Source organism: Nocardia puris (assembly GCF_036051655.1).
Taxonomy (GTDB): Bacteria; Actinomycetota; Actinomycetes; order Mycobacteriales; family Mycobacteriaceae; genus Nocardia; species Nocardia puris.
The window spans coordinates 2,833,916-2,849,177 of record NZ_CP107943.1 but is presented as its reverse complement, the minus strand read 5'-3'; the positions used below and the strand labels follow the sequence as shown (position 1 = coordinate 2,849,177).

General features: G+C 68.8%; 16 protein-coding genes and 2 pseudogenes. 7 read left to right on the top strand and 11 right to left on the bottom strand.

Going from position 1 to position 15,262, the window contains the following annotated elements; all coding sequences use genetic code 11:
* Positions 1-169: 169 nt before the first annotated feature.
* Genes OHB21_RS12655 through OHB21_RS12645 form a run of 3 tightly spaced genes read left to right on the top strand, consistent with a single transcriptional unit; the run spans position 170 to position 3,158 of the window.
* Positions 170-1,411 carry a hypothetical protein gene (locus tag OHB21_RS12655; protein WP_228815555.1) on the top strand — a complete coding sequence of 414 codons (1,242 nt, stop codon included), beginning with the start codon at positions 170-172 and terminating at the stop codon, positions 1,409-1,411.
* Between the two features lie 6 nt (positions 1,412-1,417).
* Positions 1,418-2,116: a response regulator transcription factor gene (locus OHB21_RS12650; protein WP_195142353.1), complete on the top strand. Its 699-nt coding sequence runs from the start codon at positions 1,418-1,420 to the stop codon at positions 2,114-2,116.
* Positions 2,106-3,158 (top strand): sensor histidine kinase, encoded by a 1,053-nt coding sequence (locus OHB21_RS12645; protein WP_195142354.1) that lies wholly within the window; start codon positions 2,106-2,108, stop codon positions 3,156-3,158. The genes OHB21_RS12650 and OHB21_RS12645 overlap by 11 nt, the downstream gene beginning before the upstream one ends.
* 10 nt (positions 3,159-3,168) lie before the next feature.
* On the opposite strand, the pseudogene OHB21_RS12640 reads toward OHB21_RS12645, so the two are convergent.
* The 5 genes and pseudogenes from OHB21_RS12640 to OHB21_RS12625 all read right to left on the bottom strand — a co-directional run bounded on the left by OHB21_RS12640 (position 3,169) and on the right by OHB21_RS12625 (position 6,752).
* Positions 3,169-4,225 (bottom strand): annotated as a pseudogene (locus tag OHB21_RS12640) (NAD-dependent epimerase/dehydratase family protein).
* Positions 4,226-4,323: 98 nt separating this feature from the next.
* Positions 4,324-4,524 carry a hypothetical protein gene (locus OHB21_RS37455; RefSeq protein WP_407675237.1) on the bottom strand — a complete coding sequence of 67 codons (201 nt, stop codon included), beginning with the start codon at positions 4,522-4,524 and terminating at the stop codon, positions 4,324-4,326.
* On the bottom strand, positions 4,497-4,889 hold the full coding sequence (locus OHB21_RS12635) for an RNA polymerase sigma factor (RefSeq protein WP_228815557.1): 393 nt from the start codon (positions 4,887-4,889) through the stop codon (positions 4,497-4,499). Before OHB21_RS12635 ends, OHB21_RS37455 begins: the two co-directional genes overlap by 28 nt.
* A 482-nt stretch (positions 4,890-5,371) precedes the next feature.
* Complete coding sequence (locus tag OHB21_RS12630) at positions 5,372-5,779, bottom strand: hypothetical protein (protein ID WP_195142356.1); 408 nt, start codon at positions 5,777-5,779, stop codon at positions 5,372-5,374.
* 352 nt (positions 5,780-6,131) lie between these two features.
* Complete coding sequence (locus OHB21_RS12625; RefSeq protein WP_157115844.1) at positions 6,132-6,752, bottom strand: hypothetical protein; 621 nt, start codon at positions 6,750-6,752, stop codon at positions 6,132-6,134.
* A 224-nt stretch (positions 6,753-6,976) separates the two neighbouring features.
* Here OHB21_RS12625 and OHB21_RS12620 point away from each other — a divergent pair.
* Positions 6,977-7,278: pseudogene (locus tag OHB21_RS12620) on the top strand (ABC transporter); the annotation flags it as partial.
* A gap of 229 nt (positions 7,279-7,507) precedes the next feature.
* On the opposite strand, the gene OHB21_RS12615 reads toward OHB21_RS12620, so the two are convergent.
* On the bottom strand, positions 7,508-8,470 hold the full coding sequence (locus tag OHB21_RS12615) for a helix-turn-helix transcriptional regulator (protein ID WP_195142358.1): 963 nt from the start codon (positions 8,468-8,470) through the stop codon (positions 7,508-7,510).
* 116 nt (positions 8,471-8,586) lie between these two features.
* Here OHB21_RS12615 and OHB21_RS12610 point away from each other — a divergent pair, with 116 nt between their 5' ends.
* The 3 genes from OHB21_RS12610 (at position 8,587) to mscL (ending at position 10,961) form a co-directional block, all read left to right on the top strand.
* The gene (locus OHB21_RS12610) at positions 8,587-8,982 is read left to right on the top strand and encodes a RidA family protein (RefSeq protein WP_067510762.1); all 396 of its coding nucleotides are present in this window, start codon (positions 8,587-8,589) and stop codon (positions 8,980-8,982) included.
* 334 nt (positions 8,983-9,316) lie between these two features.
* Positions 9,317-10,003, top strand: coding sequence for a TetR/AcrR family transcriptional regulator (locus OHB21_RS12605; RefSeq protein ID WP_067510739.1), 687 nt, complete (start codon positions 9,317-9,319; stop codon positions 10,001-10,003).
* A gap of 550 nt (positions 10,004-10,553) precedes the next feature.
* Entirely contained in the window at positions 10,554-10,961 is a 408-nt protein-coding gene (gene mscL / locus OHB21_RS12600) for a large conductance mechanosensitive channel protein MscL (protein WP_067510738.1), read from the top strand.
* Between the two features lie 261 nt (positions 10,962-11,222).
* Here mscL and OHB21_RS12595 read toward each other — a convergent pair whose 3' ends face one another.
* The 5 genes from OHB21_RS12595 to OHB21_RS12575 form a co-directional block, all read right to left on the bottom strand.
* Entirely contained in the window at positions 11,223-11,900 is a 678-nt protein-coding gene (locus OHB21_RS12595; protein WP_067510737.1) for an MspA family porin, read from the bottom strand.
* 65 nt (positions 11,901-11,965) lie between these two features.
* Complete coding sequence (locus tag OHB21_RS12590; RefSeq protein WP_067510736.1) at positions 11,966-12,640, bottom strand: MspA family porin; 675 nt, start codon at positions 12,638-12,640, stop codon at positions 11,966-11,968.
* 509 nt (positions 12,641-13,149) lie between these two features.
* The gene (locus OHB21_RS37450) at positions 13,150-13,272 is read right to left on the bottom strand and encodes a hypothetical protein (protein ID WP_407675187.1); all 123 of its coding nucleotides are present in this window, start codon (positions 13,270-13,272) and stop codon (positions 13,150-13,152) included.
* A 68-nt stretch (positions 13,273-13,340) separates the two neighbouring features.
* The gene (locus OHB21_RS12580; RefSeq protein ID WP_067510734.1) at positions 13,341-13,907 is read right to left on the bottom strand and encodes a MogA/MoaB family molybdenum cofactor biosynthesis protein; all 567 of its coding nucleotides are present in this window, start codon (positions 13,905-13,907) and stop codon (positions 13,341-13,343) included.
* Entirely contained in the window at positions 13,907-15,208 is a 1,302-nt protein-coding gene (locus tag OHB21_RS12575; protein WP_084537807.1) for a S1C family serine protease, read from the bottom strand. The genes OHB21_RS12580 and OHB21_RS12575 overlap by 1 nt, the downstream gene beginning before the upstream one ends.
* Positions 15,209-15,262: the final 54 nt, after the last annotated feature.

Genomic DNA, 15,262 nt, shown 5'->3' with positions numbered 1-15,262 from the left:
CACCTGGAGGCTGCCTAGGCTGGGTGGGTGTCGAACCAACTTCTGACGCTTCGGCGGCGCGTCGCCGCGACCCGCTGGGACCTGTACGGTGCGGTGGCCGCAGCGATTCTGGTCGCTGCCGCGGTAGCGGTGCCGGTGATCATCGGTGAACCGTGGCGGGGGCGGGTGTATGCGGCCCGCGGCCCCGCTGTTCGGGCACTGGCTACCGCACGTGGGGGCGGGGACCGTCCCCGCCATGCTCATCGCCGTAGTGGTCGTCTGGTACGGCCCGGTGGTCGCGGCCCGGCTGGCGTGGCCGCGACTGCTGTGGGCGGCGTGGGCAGCCGCGGTGGCGTGGGCGTTCGCACTGGCCATGGTCGACGGTTGGGAGCGGGGCTTCGCCGGACGGCTCACCACCCGCCACGAGTATCTGTGGGAGGTCGGCGGTGTCGCCGACATCGGGGCGATGCTGCGCGAGTTCTCCGGCCGTATCCTCGATTTCCAGCCGGATTCGTGGACCACGCACGTGTCCGGGCATCCACCCGGCGCGCTGCTGGTGTTCGTGCTGCTCGAACGGGTCGGGCTCGGCGGCGGAGCATGGGCGGCGTGGGTGTGTGTGCTGGCCGGGTGCAGCGCTGCGGCGGCGGTGTCGGTCGCAATCCGGGCACTCGGCTCCGAGCAGCGGGCGCGGGCGGCCGTGCCCTTTCTGGTGCTTGCCCCGGCCGCGATCTGGCTGGCGGTCTCGGCGGATGCCCTGTTCGCCGGCGTCGCGGCGTGGGCGCTGGCCCTGCTCGCGGTCGCCACTCGCCTCGAGAAGCACTGGCGTGTCGCCGCGGTGGTGTCTGGACTGTTGTTCGGATTCGCCGTCTACCTCAACTACGGGCTGATCTTGATGGCGGTTCCGGCCGCGGCGGTGCTGGCAGCCCGCGGGCTGCGGCCCGCGGTGATGCTCGCAGCCGGTGCGCTGGCGGTCGTGGCGGTGTTCACCGTGGCCGGGTTCTGGTGGTACGACGGCTATCAGCTGGTAGTGCAACGCTACTACCAAGGCATCGCCGACACCCGGCCCTACGGGTACTGGGTATGGGCCAACCTCGCCGCGACCGTGTGCGCCACCGGCCTGGCCACGGCCGCAGGTCTGACCCGCGTAGTTCCCGCCCTGCACCTGGGTGCGCTCTCCGGTCCAACCCGGCTGCGGCGGTGGCGAGCTGCCGTCGATCCCGCCGCGTTGCTCGCGGTGGCCGCCGCCGCGGCGATCCTGCTCGCTGATGCCAGCGGTCTCAGCAAGGCCGAGACCGAGCGGATCTGGCTACCGTTCGAGGTCTGGCTGCTCGCCGCCACCGCGCTGCTCCCATCGCGGGCCGTCCGGGCGTGGCTGAGTCTGCAAGCCGCGGGCACGCTGCTGGTGTCCCACCTCATCCTCACGAGTTGGTGACCGGCCGTGCGCATACTTGTTGCCGATGACGATCCGCTCGTCCGCGAGGTCGTGCGCCGCTACCTCGAACACGACGGGTTCGATGTCATCGAGACCAGCGACGGCCCCACCACCGCTGCGGTCTTGACCCGGGACGACATCGACCTGGCGGTTCTGGATGTGATGATGCCGCCGCCCGATGGTATCGACCTGTGCCGGAGGCTGCGGGCCGGACCGCGCCATGAGGTGCCGGTCATCCTGCTGACCGCGCTCGGCGAGGAGGACGACCGGGTACTCGGCCTGCAGGTAGGGGCCGACGATTACGTCACCAAACCGTTCAGCCCCCGCGAACTCGCCCTACGCGTCGCTTCGGTGCTGCGCCGCACGCGACCCGGTATCCGGCGGGACCAGCAGATACTGTGCAGCGGTTCGATCCAGCTGCATCACGACCCGCGCACCGTAACGGTAGCAGGAACTGCGGTCGACCTCACCGCCCGCGAATTCGACCTGCTCGCCTTTCTGCTCGCCAACCAGCGGCGGGTGTTCTCCCGTCAAGAGTTGCTCGCCCAGGTGTGGGGCTGGGACTTCGGCGACCTGTCCACCGTCACCGTGCATGTCAAACGACTACGCGCCAAACTCGGCGACGCCCACCGCATCGACACCATCTGGGGCCGCGGCTACGCCTGGCACCGTACCCCCACCGAGGAGGACGACCATGCCCACTGATCTGCCCGGCCTGATCGGTTACACGGTGGCCGGCGCCCTGCCGGTGGTGCTCGCCGGCTCCTTCCTGTTGCGCCGGACCCGCAACCGCACGATCACCCTGAGCACGGTGTTGCTGGTCCTGACCCCAATTCTGGCTGCCCTCAGCGGGGTGGTCGCGGTGAGCGGACTGATGTTCACCGACGAACTGGCCCGCACCGCCGTCGTCCTCGGCGTGGTCACCGCCGTCACCGTGCCCGCCGCCGTACTGCTCGGACGAGCGCAAGCCCGCACTATGGTGTGGCAGGAGCAGATGCGCGAGCAGGAACGCGCCGCCGAACGCTCCCGCCGCGAACTGGTCGCCTGGGTCAGCCATGATCTGCGCACCCCGTTGGCCGGTATCCGCGCCATGAGCGAGGCGCTGACCGACGGCGTGGTCTACACCCCCGCCGACGTCGCCCGCTACGCGAACCAGATCGTCACCGAAACCCACCGGCTCTCGGCCATGGTCGACGACCTGTTCGAGATGTCGAAAATCAATGCCGGCGCCCTGCGACTGGTCCTGGAACCGATCGATCTGCGTGAGCTGATCGACGAAGTGCTCGCCTCCACCCGACCCGCCGCCGACCGAGCCCACATCGCTCTCCACGCCGAGCAGCCCGAACACCCCGTCACCGTGGCCGGCAGCGACCGCGCCCTGGGCCGGGTGCTGACAAACCTGATCGCCAACGCCGTCCAGCACACCCCCGCCGGTGGACGTATCGACCTGTCCACCGGCGTCGACGACCGCCACGCCTGGGCCCGCGTCGACGACACCGGCCCCGGCATCGCCGACAGCGACCTACCACACATCTTCGACATCGCCTACCGCGGCAGCGCCGCCCGCTCCCCCCACGCTCCCGATCTGGGCAGCAGCAGCGGCATGGGACTGGCAATCGCCTCCGGGCTCGTCACCGCCCACCACGGCACCATCACCGCCGAAAACCACCCGCACGGCTGCCGATTCGAAGTCCGGCTCCCTCTGCACAACGGACAACCCGACGACCCCCGACACCGCCCGAGGTGATCGACACGGCTCAGCGCCATTCGAGGGGACCGGGCAGCGCTGCACGCAACGGCGCCGACGCGAACTCGGCCAGCCCCACCCGCGGATCGATCGCAGCGGTGAAACCCAACTCCTCACGGGCCCTTTCCGCGCTGGCCACGATGTGCCGCACATCCCCGGCACGGAACTCACCCGTCACCACCGGGGGCTTGCCGCCGCAGGCATCGGCGAGAACCGCCGCCACCTCCCCGATGGTGATCGGCGCCCCCGAGGCGATGTTCACCGGCACGAATCCGGCCAGCGACGCCTCTACGGCCGCGACATTGGCCGCCGCCACGTCCCGGACATGCACGAAATCACGCATTTGCCTGCCGTCTTCGAACACTCTCGGCGACTCCCCCCGCTCCAACGCCGACCGGAAGATCGCCGCGACACCGGAATATGGGGTGTCCCGCGGCATCCGATCGCCATACACGTTGTGGTAGCGCAGCGCGGTAGCCGCCGCCCCGGTCGCTGCCGCCCACGCCGCCGCGTAGTGCTCCTGCGCCATCTTGCTGGCCGCATACAGGCTCCGCGGCCCGCAACGGCGCTTCCTCATCAACCAACTCCCACGACAACACACCCCCGTCAGAACCACGATGATCGAAGAATCCACGCTCTAGGTCCTCGCGGCGGCGACGCCCCACCACGACCGGCTCACCCGCTTCATCGCGATAGCCCCCCTCCCCGTAGACCACCATCGACGAGGCCAGCACCAGCCGACGACAACCCGCCCGGTCCATTGCCGCCAGCAGTACTGCGGTACCGAGATCATTGTGGCTGGCGAAGGCCGGTGCATCCTGCGCGCTCACCCCCGCACCCACCACCGCGGCCTGATGACACACCACATCAACACCCCGCAGCCACGGATCCAGACCGTCGGGATCACGCACATCGACGTAGCCCACCCCCTCCGGCGGCTCCACCCCCACCCCGTGCGCCGCCGCGAGCATCACATCCACCGCGACCACCTCATGACCTGCCCCCACGACCGCCTCACAGACATGCGACCCGATGAACCCTGCCGCACCCGTCACCAAGACCCGCATCGGCCTCCTTCCAATCCTTCGCTCAACCCGTCACCTGAGGCAATTGTCACGCGAACCTGCACACCACACACCCCCTCGGCCAACCGCGGGCCGTTCTGTCACAGTCTCGTCACAAACCCTATCGGCGAAACGACCTCACCCAAGCCCATGTACCCCGGGTTCCGCGGAGTCGGGGGAAGACCACCGGAATCGCCGGGGGGATTCAGTTTCGGCGCGAGACCCGCGACGATCAGCTGATGGCGAATCCGTTTGCGGGCCCGGTGCAGTCTGCTCAGGACCGTGCCCTGCGGGACGTCCAGCAGCCGGGCGGCCTCGGCGTAACTGAGGCCGTGATATCGACGAGCTGCACCACCTGGCGGTGTCTATCCGGCAGAGCGGTCAGCGCCGAGTCGACCACGCTGTCGAAGGCCGCCCCGATCACCACCTCCTTCGCCGAACTGGGGAATCCGGTGGAGATGAGCCGATCCAGGTCGGCATCCGGGTCGTCGAGCAGGTGGGGCTGGCGGCGGCGATGCCTGTTCAGCTCCGCCCGCCGCATGATCGTCAGCAGCCAGGCCCGGGGATACCGGCCGTCGAATCGGTCGATCGCCCGGTAGGCACGCAGGAGCGTGTCCGGTACCAGTTCCTCGGCGTCGGCGGGTTGCTGGGTCGAGATTCCGATCAAACGCCAATCCCAAAGCGTGGGCGGGCCGCTGCGCGCGGCATGATCAATCAGCGCACTGTCAGTGGTCCCTGGGCCGCGGGGATCACCTCGGCCTACCGCGACTTCCTAATCGCCACCGACGGCACCGTGGTCGCCAGGAAGTACGGCTCGTACGCCTACTACCCAGTGGACTGTTGATGAAATTCTGGACTTGGCCCGGCGATTCGGCGGCCGACAGGAGTAGGCATGATCCATTCCTGGCCGGGCGTGTTCGTGTGCACGACGCAGTCGGGAGAGGCGCGATCTGCAAATGGTGGATCACGGTGGATCGAGTTTGGCCTGGGGGTTGGCTCCGCGCCGTACGTCGGCGCGTTCGTCGCGCCCCGGGGATGAGTGGGGGCGGAGCTCGACCCGCTGCGTTCTCGGACGGTTTGCGGGCCATTGCTAGGGAACGCGGTTCGCGTCGGCAGGACGCCTGTCTCGGGTGATCGTGGCGACCTGGGCTATGCGCGTGCCCGCTCGTGCGGATCTCGTGTGGGTATTCCGCGTCTACGCAGTGCGGCCAGGACCGTGGTGGGGTTGACGTCGAGATGGTTGCCGACCCGGGCGAGCGACCAGCCGAGCTTGTAGAGATGGATGGCGGTGTCGACTTGGTCGGGGGACAGGCCGCGGCGGCGCATCGGGACCTTGTGTCGGTGGAGGATGTTGCTGACCGTGCGTCGTTCGATATCGAATCGGTCGGCCAGTTGGTACACGGTGGCTCCGGCCTGGTAGCCGGTGATCAGCTCCGCGACTTCTTCGGTGTCGAGTTGCCGTGCCCGCCGGGGTTTGGGTCGCTTGACGGGTGGCTGGGCCGGCGTTGTCGGGTCGGGTAGCTTCTGGATCAGGGTTTCAAGGGCCTCTAGCTGCATTTCAAGGCTTCTACCTGTGGTTTCAGGGTTGTAGTAAGGTCCCCCAAGGTCCACTTCACGAAGCACCGCCCGACCAGCGCAAAGGCCGGGCGGTGTTTCGTTTTTCAGGAGCGTCCCCTACTGAGCTGCCCACACTCGCCCGCACGGCCTGGTCGAGAGCGGCGGCAACCGACTCGAAGTCGCGCGGGGGTCGGTTGCCGGCGAGAGCCGGGCCGGGACCGACCCTTCCGAGTGCTCCGTGATTCCGTGAGTGTCCTCAGCTTCGGCGGATCGGCTGGGCTCGCACGCGCAAAGGGTTCGGGCGCACCATAGTTATGGTGCGCCCGAACCCTTTGATTCCGCAGTGTGCAGGTCAGAGCACGCGGGGCACGCTCGAGGGAAAGGCCCAGCCGACAGCGGCCCCGATACCTGCACCGGCGGCGGCGCCAGCCGTGGCGCCCGCGGTAGCTCCGGCGGCGCCGCCGACGACCAAGCCGATACCGCCGCCGATGATGACGCCCGCCGGGACGGTCGCGACGACAGTGGGAGCGCCGACCACGGTCAAGGCAGGCGAAAGCCCGATGAGGCCGCCTAGTGCCGCTCCCGCGGCCATGCCCGCGACACCGCCGCCGATCGCACCGACTGCCGTGCCGACGCCGGCGCCGATCGCGGCCGCGTTATCGATCGCCGCGCGCCCGCCGTCCTGGTAGGCCGGAACCTGCTGATCCTGCTCGCTGACCGGTGCGGCGGCGGCCGGTGCGGCCGCGGCTGCCACCGGCGCCACATCCATCGACTGGGCAATGGCGGCCGCTGCGTCGGTGGCGGCCGGAGGTAGCACGGTGGTTGCGATCTGCGGGCTCGTCACGGCATCGGCGATCGCGATGGGCTGGGCGGCCGCTGGAGCCGTGTACGCGATCTGGTCAGGGGTTGTGATCGAATCGGGCGGAGTCGCGGATGCGACGCCGACCGAGGTGACCGCGGTGGCCAGTGGCACCGCGACCGCGGTTGACCACATGCCAGTAGTTGCCTTGGCGTGACGTGCCCTCATCAATAATCCCTCATCAGCAGTACTTGGGCGAGCGGAGCGCTCCTGGCCTTGAGTACCGTCCAAAGGTGAATGCGCCGTGAACGGCAGGAGTCCTTACTCTGCCTGCGGGTGCCCATCGGAGCGTACGCGCAGGTGAGTTCGCTTCTCCCAGGCGGGGAAGTGCGCGGGAGCGACAGGCGGATCTGGCGTCGCTCAGCCCTGGGGAAATCCGCGCAACCAGGTGTTTCCTCGACGAACCGACCACCGGGCTCGATCCGCGCGGCCGCCGGACCATGCGGGAAATCGTCCGGGTGCTCACCGCCGACGGCGTGACCATCTTCCTCATCACCCGGTACCTCGAGGAAGCCGATCAGCTGGCCGCAAGATCGCGGTCTTCGACCGGGGCCATATCGTCGCCGAGGGCACCGCCGACGAACTCGAGCGCAGCATCCCCGGCAGCCACGTCCGGCTGCGATACGCCGACACTGCCGGACGCGATCCGCCATACATCGCCTGCGCCAGCTACGGCAGGTACCGTGCGTGACCTGCCGCGATGTCACTGCGTGATCCGCCGTCGGCGCGACGCGTCTTCTACCACGGACGGAACCGATCGCCGGTCGAGGCGGCCGTGGCGGATCCGGGCCGGCCATCCGCGGTCGATTCGCGGCGCCCTCGGACGGGTTGTGTGTAGGGCTCGGTCCGGTGACTTCCCGGTCGGGCTGTCAGCGGACCTCGTACAGGTCGGCGATTTCGAGTGCGCGAGCGCGCAAGGCCGCCCGGAGGGTTTGCGGGGCACGAACTTCGGCGTCGGGGCCGAGTTGCCACAGCGCCCATTCGGCGTGGCGGGCGTCCTGGAAGATGACTTCGAGACGTAGGCGGCCGGTCGGGTCCAGGGTCTCGGAGAGGACGGCGAGGACGGTGGTGAGAAGTTCGTCGCGTCTGGTCGGGTTCAGCAGGAGCTGGGCGGTGAGCTGGTCGCCGCCGGTGCGGAAGCGGGTGGCGCGTTCGCGCCAGATCTGGTTCAGGTCGACGCGATCCGGGCGCCGGGCAGGCTCCGGGAGTTCTTCGGCGGCGCAGATGCGGGACAGGCGGTAGGTGCGATCCGCACCGGATCTGGTGGCCAGCAGGTAGCCCTGGTCGCGGACGGTGACCAGGCCGATCGGGTCCACCGTGCGCCAGCGCGGCGCCTGGTCCACGGCCGTGTAGTGGATGCGCAGCTTCCGGCCGGCCACCACGGCGCGGCGGACCACCGCCATCGCGTCGCCGGGCACGTCCTCGGCGGGCAGGCGGCGGGCGAGCAGGTCGGTCTCCGGCTCCACGAGGAATCGCCGGGCCACATCACCGGCGGCGGCGCGCTGACTTTCGGGCAGCGCGTCGACCACCTTGCGCATGGCCGAGGCGAGTGCCGAGCCGAGACCGAACACCTGCCCCGAACCGGCGGTCAGCAGTGCGAGGGCCTCGTCGTGATTCAGCCCCGTCAGCTCGGTGCGGAAGCCGGGCAGCAGCGCGAAACCGCCGTGCCTGCCGCGCTCGGCGTAGACCGGGACGCCCGCCGCGGACAACGCCTCGATATCGCGCAGCACGGTGCGGGTGGACACCTCCAGCTCGCGGGCCAGGACCTCCGCCGTCAGCCGGCCCCGCTGACGCAGCAGCAGCACCAGGGAGACCAGGCGGTCGGCGCGCATACGAGAACCCTATCGAATACACGACACAGGGTGTCGTGATTTGTCGGCAAGCTCATCGGCACGACGTCGACGACCCGATCGACGGACGTACTCGAGCGAATGGAGTTGATGTGGGCATCGAACGCACGGCGGTCAATCCGGTCACCTGGTCGGTGGAGCTGGGGTTCAACCAAGGCGAGGTCGTCTCCGGGCAGACCCGGACCCTCTACATCTCGGGACAGACCGCGATGAACAGCGAAGGCAAGCCCGAGCACGAGGGCGATATGTCGGCGCAACTGGCGCTGAGCATCGACAACGTGGAGGCTGTGCTCCGGGAGGCGGGCATGTCGGTCGCCGATCTCGTCCGGCTCAACGTCTACACGACCGACGTCGACCTGCTCTTCCAGCACTACGGCGTGCTGGCGGCGCGGCTGGGCGCCGCCGGAGTGGCGCCCACCACCACGATGCTCGGGGTGACACGCCTGGCGATTCCGGGCCAGATGGTGGAACTCGAGGGAACCGCCGTCGCGTGACGCGGCCGGTCGCTCGTGCCGGATGATCCGGCACGAGCGACCGGCCGTCCGGCACGGCCGCACTATCTCGCATCCCTGTCCGTGATCGGGCTTCGCGACCAGGCCCGGCTGACATCGATCGACCCATGTGGTCAACCGGGGGTGGTAGTCGGCGAGGAGGCGGTTCGGTGTCGTTCAGCGCCCGGCTCGCGGAGGAGGGGCGCACTACGCATCATCGCCGGCATCGCCCGCCCGTCGGATCCCACCCGCTTCCGGTGCAGCCGGACTGATCGGCGGCACCGGTTCGACGGTCGGAGTCGGGAACCCTGTCGATGCGCTCGCGTATAAATGCTGCATGGAGACTCGTGGGCCGCAGGTCGAAGAGGAGGAGGCGCCGCCGTCGATGGCGCGGTCGTCCTTGTTGCGGGAGTTGCCCAGCACGCAGCGGGGGCTGCGGACGCGGGCGGCGCTGGTGGCCGCGGCGCGGAAGGTCTTCGAGAAGCGCGGGTATCTCGACACGCGGCTCAGCGATATCACCAAGGCGGCGAAGTGTTCCGCGGGCACCTTCTACACCTATTTCGCGAGCAAGGAGGAGATCTTCGCCGCGGTGCTGGAGGTCGCGCAGGAGGACATGATGCACCCGGGCATGCCCCGGGTGGCCGAGGACGCGGACCCGGCGCAGATCATCGCCGCCAGCAACCGCGCCTATTTCCTCGCCTATCAGCGCAACGCAAAATTGATGGGGTTGCTCGAACAGGTCGCCACGATCGACCCTGAATTCGCCGCATTGCGCAGGCGGCGCGCCGAGGCATTCGTCCTGCGCAACGCGCGTAGCATCGAGAACCTGCAGGAACGCGGGCTCGCCGACGCCGAACTCGATCCGATGCTCGCCTCACGCGCCCTGTCGGGGATGGTCAGCCGCCTCGCCTACACCCATTTCGTCACCGGCTACGACGGTGCCGAACCCGCCCCGCTCGACGCCCTGATCGACACGGCGAACCGGCTGTGGATCAACGCCTTACGCATTCCTCGTAACGACTGAGCTCGGCACGCCCGGGCACGAACCTCGGCGCACCGGGGGAACCCTCCTGAACGCCGAGTCGATCGTGCGCGCGAGAGGCTACGGTCTCCCCTGCACAGGTCCGCCGTCAGCCACGTGCGTTTCCAGCGAACCGGCCCAGCCCGGCACCGGCCCACTCATCGATCATCGACGACTACGCGACCCTGACACCGCCCCCGGCCCGACCGGCATCGATCTTCGCCGACAACCTCCGCGATGAAGGAGCGGAGCGGCGCCCGCGCCGCGCGAACGGGAACGGCATCCCGTCGGCATCGACACCCGCCACAAACGCACGCGGCGGCGAATCGCTTCGGCGCCGGCCCGAGCGAACCGCCCCTCGGCACCAGCGGCTGACCAACCACCCGCCCACGCTCAGTTCACCGAGCGGACATACGCGCGCCCACCCGAATTCCTCGACGCCGAATATGTTCGCCGGACAATAACCACCAAGGTCAACTAGCATCTCTCGATACCCGGCGCCATTATTCGGCCGAGTGTGACCGCAGCTCCACGGGAAGAGGAGAGATCGGCAATGCTCAAGGGATTCAAGGATTTTCTACTCCGCGGAAACGTCGTCGACCTGGCGGTAGCGGTCGTCATCGGTACCGCGTTCGTCGCGATCGTCACCGCGTTCAGCAACGGCATCATCAATCCACTGCTGGCCGTGTTCGGCGGTAGCGACGAGATCGGCCTCGGTTTCTACCTGGTTGCCGACAAGCCCGCGACCTTCGTGGAGATCGGCCCGATCATCACGGCGATCCTCAATTTCGTGCTCATCGCGGCGATCCTGTATTTCGTGCTGGTGGTGCCCGCGACGCGGTTGAAGAAGCGGTTCGGCGGCGAGCCGGAAGAACCGTTGAGCGACACCGAAATCCTGATCCAGATCCGCGATCTGCTCGCCGAGGGCCGCGAGAGCGGCGGCGGCAAGCACGAGTTCTGATCCGAGAGCGGGAGCGGGCCGCGAGCAGAGGTTCGACGGCCCGCTCCCTTCGGTTCGTCCGGGTTGTCCCCTCCGAACGACCGCTACAAGCATATCGGGCGCAGCTGGGCGGAGCCCATCCGAAAACCTCGCGCATGGCCGGAGCGAAGGCGGAGGTACGCCTAACCCGAAGTTCGAAACTATAGGAAGATAGACAACGGGCCCGCCGCTCGCGCGACGGGCCCGTTCCCACATCATCTCCGGGCGGCTAGCCCGCGATCATCAGCCGAGGCTGAAGGGCTGGCCCCACAGGGTGACCCAGCTGATGACGTTGTCGGTCTCGACCTCGACGCTCACGAAGGAGCGCGCCTGGGCGTAGCCACCGCAGCCGGACAGGCCGATGGTGGAGTCGGCCCAGGTGACCGAGCCGCTGCTGCCCTTGAACTTGTTGCGCTTCTTGTGCGACTCGCTGCCGTAATCGTCGGCCTGCTCCAGGTCGAGGACGTAGAACGAGGTGGCCTGGCCGGGGCCGAGCGACAGGTTGCCGCCGCTGCTGGCACCAGCGCCGCCGGTGACGGTCTCACCGCTCCAGTCGAGCGAGCCCTCGACACCGCCGTCGACGCCGCCGCCTGCGATGTTGACCTGGCAGCCCACGACGTAGCCGGGGAAGATGGCGCCGCCGACGTCGCCGCCGGTGCCGGACAGCTCGACCTGCGCCGAACCCGAGACCCACGCGTTGCGGTGGACCGGGGTCGAGCCCATGGACGGGCTGATGGTGGCGGACTCGCCGACCATGCGGATGGTCACCACGGTGCCATCGCTCAGCGTCTTGGTGATTTCGCCGCCGGGCAGCGGCACGAAGGTGTCGGCATTGGCGGCGCCGGCGGAGAACAGGCCCATCGCGATGGTCGCGGCGGCGCCGGCACCGGCGAGCCGCGCCACGGTCTTACGAATGCTCATTGGTTGATACCCCTCGAGGGTTGATTCGCTTCAGCGAGAAGAATGTTCGGTGGATTCGACAGACGTCAGCCGATGCTGAACGGCGCCCCGTAGAGGGAGGTCTTCGAGTAGTGGTCGCCGATGATCTCGACGACGGTGTACGCCCGCGCCTGGGCGTAACCCGCGCAACCCTGGATCTCGATCTCGGCGTCCTGGTACTCGATCGAGTAGACGCCGGGCTTGAGGATGTCCTTCGCGCTGATCTGCACGAACTTGACCTCACCCGGGCCCAGGCTCAGGCCGACCGAGCCGCCGAGGCCACCGCTGCTGAGATCGATGACGCCGGAGATGCCCAGGCTGATCGCGTCGTCACCGATGCTGACCTGGCAGCCGACGATGTAGCCGGTGTTGATCTGCGAAGCACCGTGCGTCGAGGAGTTGTTGCTGCCGGGAGCGCCGGACGGGCCGTTGTAGGGACCCACCTCGCCCTCGGGGGTGACGGTGACGTCGGCGGTGGCTTTGCCGGACACCCAGACGACTCGTCCGGCGCCGTTGGCGGCCATCGATGGCGAAATGAGAGCGCTCTCCCCGGTGCGCGTGATGGTGACGCCAGGGCCGATCTTCTCGCCGTCCGGCAACGGCACGAAGGTATCGGCGTTGGCGGCGCCGGTGGACAGCAGGCCCATGGCAACGGCCGCGGCGGCGCCGACGCCCGCGGCGCGGGCTCCGCGACGCAAACCGTTGGTGCGGTTCTCGCTCATACTTCCCCTCATCAGGTTCAAACAGTCAACCTCGACCGTCGAGGCTGGACGGGTGGTCCTCTCAGGCCCAGCTCAGTTTGTCGCCTGTTTGTTGCCAACGTGTAACCCGTTGTTATTTCGGCGCAAAGCGTGAGCCGGCCCCGGAGCCGAGCCAGGCTCCGCCGGATCGGCGTCGTACGTGCCGCTTCCGAGCCCGAAGGGACCGTGTGGTGTGGGTGGCTCGTGGCGAAGATTAAACGGTGGGTAACGACTCGGCAACGCAAAGAAATATAAAGTTCAACGTGATGTAAATCACATGAAAACAGATGTTGATATCGCTTGACGTGCATAAACCGGCGGCGAACGCATCTGAAACCGTCGAATCGAGCGGTTCACGGCGCAAGAATGCCAAGCGAGCGCTACGCGCCAGCACAGTATTCGACCGTGCCGACATCGCGGCTCATCGCCCAGCTAATGGGAAGATCACCGCTTCTCCCGAGTCATCTACGGACTGAATCAGTAGTAACTGGTCATCCGTGATGGGGCGGCACCTGCGACCGCAGCCAGTCGTCACCCGAGCCGTTCTCGCGCGGATCGGTGTCGCGCTCGTCGGCGGTCGTGTCGGGCAGCGTGTCGCCGAAGATGCGCGCCAAACGCGCGACGTCCCTCGCGCGGCGCGTTGCCTCGCGAGGGACGTCGGGAGTTTCGCCGGGGGTGGCGATCAGTCCGCCAACCCGGACAGTTCGCCGATGACCTTGCTGGCCAGCGGCGACAGAGTTGCCATCCCGTCGCGGACGGCGGCGCGGGTTCCGGGCAGGTTCACCACGAGGGTGCTGCCGGAGATGCCCGCCAGCCCGCGCGAGAGGCCGGCGTCCAGCGATCCGGCGACCCGGCCCGAGGAGCGCAGCGCCTCGCTGATGCCGGGCAGTTCACGGTCGAGCACCTGCGAGGTCGCCTCCGGCGTCACATCGCGCGGGGACATGCCGGTGCCGCCGACCGAGATGACCAGATCGACACCGCCGATGACCGCGGTGTTGAGCGCGTTGCGGATCTCCACCTCGTCGGCCTGGACCGACACCGACGCGTCCACCAGGAAACCCGCCTCGGTCAGCAGTTCGGTGACCAGCGGGCCCAGCGAGTCCACCCCTCCGTGCGCGGTCCGATCGTCGACGACAACCACCAGTGCTCGCCCTGCCACAGGAGCATCGATTTCCATGGTGCTCACCGTAGCGCCTGCGCCGAGGAGTCCGGCGGCGGCAGCGGTGAATCCGGCTTCGGACAGTCGCATCAGCGGCCCCCGTCCGCGGGCGCGCCGGTGAGCGTCACCTCGACGGTCTTCGGATTGTTGCCTTGTTCGTCGGTATAGGTGATCTGCACCTTGTCTCCCGGTTGACGTGAACGGACGGCGGCGATGAGTGCCTCGCCGGAATCGATGGGACGGTCGTCGAGCCTGGTGATGACGGCGCCCGCCGGGATGCCCGCGCGGGCGGCCGGTCCGTCGGGTACGGCCTCGAGCACCAGCGCGGCGCCCGCCTGGGGCCGCACCTTGATGCCGATCTGCGCGTAGGTGGCGCTGCCGGTCTTGATGATCTCGTCGGCGACCCGCCTGGCCTGGTCGACGGGAATCGCGAACCCGAGGCCGATGGAACCGCTCTGCTGGCCGCTCAGCTCGGAGGCGCCCAGCGTGGCGATGGCGGTGTTGATGCCGATCAGCTTGCCCTCGCCGTCCACCAGCGCGCCGCCGGAGTTGCCGGGGTTGATGGCGGCGTCGGTCTGGATGGCGTCGATCACGGGCTGCGTGGTGGGGTTCTGGCTGCCCTGGCCGCTGGTCGACACCGGACGGTTGAGCGCCGACACGATGCCGGTGGTGACGGTGCCGGCCAGGCCGAGCGGCGAGCCGATGGCCACCACCGGCTGACCCACCTGGAGGTTCTGCGAGGTGCCCAGTTCGATGGGGGTGAGCCCGGTCTTGCCCTCGACCTTGATCACCGCGAGGTCCGAGACGGGGTCCGCGCCGACCATGGTGGCGGTCGCGCTGCTCCCGTCGGAGAACACCACTTCCATCCTGGCGTTCGCGCCGCCGCCGGCCGCGACGTGGTTATTGGTGAGGATGAGTCCGTCGGAGGAGAGCACCACGCCCGAGCCCTCGCCCTCGGCGCGGTTGCTGGCGACCTTGATCATCACGACGCTGGGCAGCACCTTCTGCGCCACCGCCTGGGTGGAGCCCGCGGGCGCGTTGGCCACCGTATTCACCCCGGGGCGCGGGGCATCGAGCGCATTGGTGACGGGCGCGCCACCGGAATCGTTCCCGGCGACCAGCGCACCGACCGCGCCGCCCACACCGCCGCTCACCAGCGCCAGCGCAACCGCGCCCGCGACGAGACCGGTGCGCACCGGTTTACGCGCGGGCGGTGCGGCGGGGGCCGTGGCAAAGGCGGGAGCGGCGTAGGCGGGCGGCGGGTAGCCCGGCGCGCCGTACTCCGCGGGCTGCTGTGGGTGCCACGCGGACTGATCGGCCGGGATCCGCTCGGTCGGCGGATGGCCGGGCGCCGAGTGTTCCCCGCGGCGTTCCTGGAAATCCTCGGTCATGGGTGTTCTCCTCACGTCTGCCGACCAGCGTGCCGACGACGGCTTAGAGCCGAC

Coding starts and splice junctions, on each gene's coding strand:
- OHB21_RS12615 (WP_195142358.1), bottom strand. CDS start 8,470: ATGCGCGCCGACCGCCTGGTCTCCCTGGTGCTGCTGCTGCGTCAGCGG.
- OHB21_RS12630 (WP_195142356.1), bottom strand. CDS start 5,779: ATGCAGCTAGAGGCCCTTGAAACCCTGATCCAGAAGCTACCCGACCCG.
- OHB21_RS12590 (WP_067510736.1), bottom strand. CDS start 12,640: ATGAGCGAGAACCGCACCAACGGTTTGCGTCGCGGAGCCCGCGCCGCG.
- OHB21_RS12645 (WP_195142354.1), top strand. CDS start 2,106: ATGCCCACTGATCTGCCCGGCCTGATCGGTTACACGGTGGCCGGCGCC.
- OHB21_RS12655 (WP_228815555.1), top strand. CDS start 170: ATGCGGCCCGCGGCCCCGCTGTTCGGGCACTGGCTACCGCACGTGGGG.
- mscL (WP_067510738.1), top strand. CDS start 10,554: ATGCTCAAGGGATTCAAGGATTTTCTACTCCGCGGAAACGTCGTCGAC.
- OHB21_RS12595 (WP_067510737.1), bottom strand. CDS start 11,900: ATGAGCATTCGTAAGACCGTGGCGCGGCTCGCCGGTGCCGGCGCCGCC.
- OHB21_RS12580 (WP_067510734.1), bottom strand. CDS start 13,907: ATGCGACTGTCCGAAGCCGGATTCACCGCTGCCGCCGCCGGACTCCTC.
- OHB21_RS12575 (WP_084537807.1), bottom strand. CDS start 15,208: ATGACCGAGGATTTCCAGGAACGCCGCGGGGAACACTCGGCGCCCGGC.
- OHB21_RS12605 (WP_067510739.1), top strand. CDS start 9,317: ATGGAGACTCGTGGGCCGCAGGTCGAAGAGGAGGAGGCGCCGCCGTCG.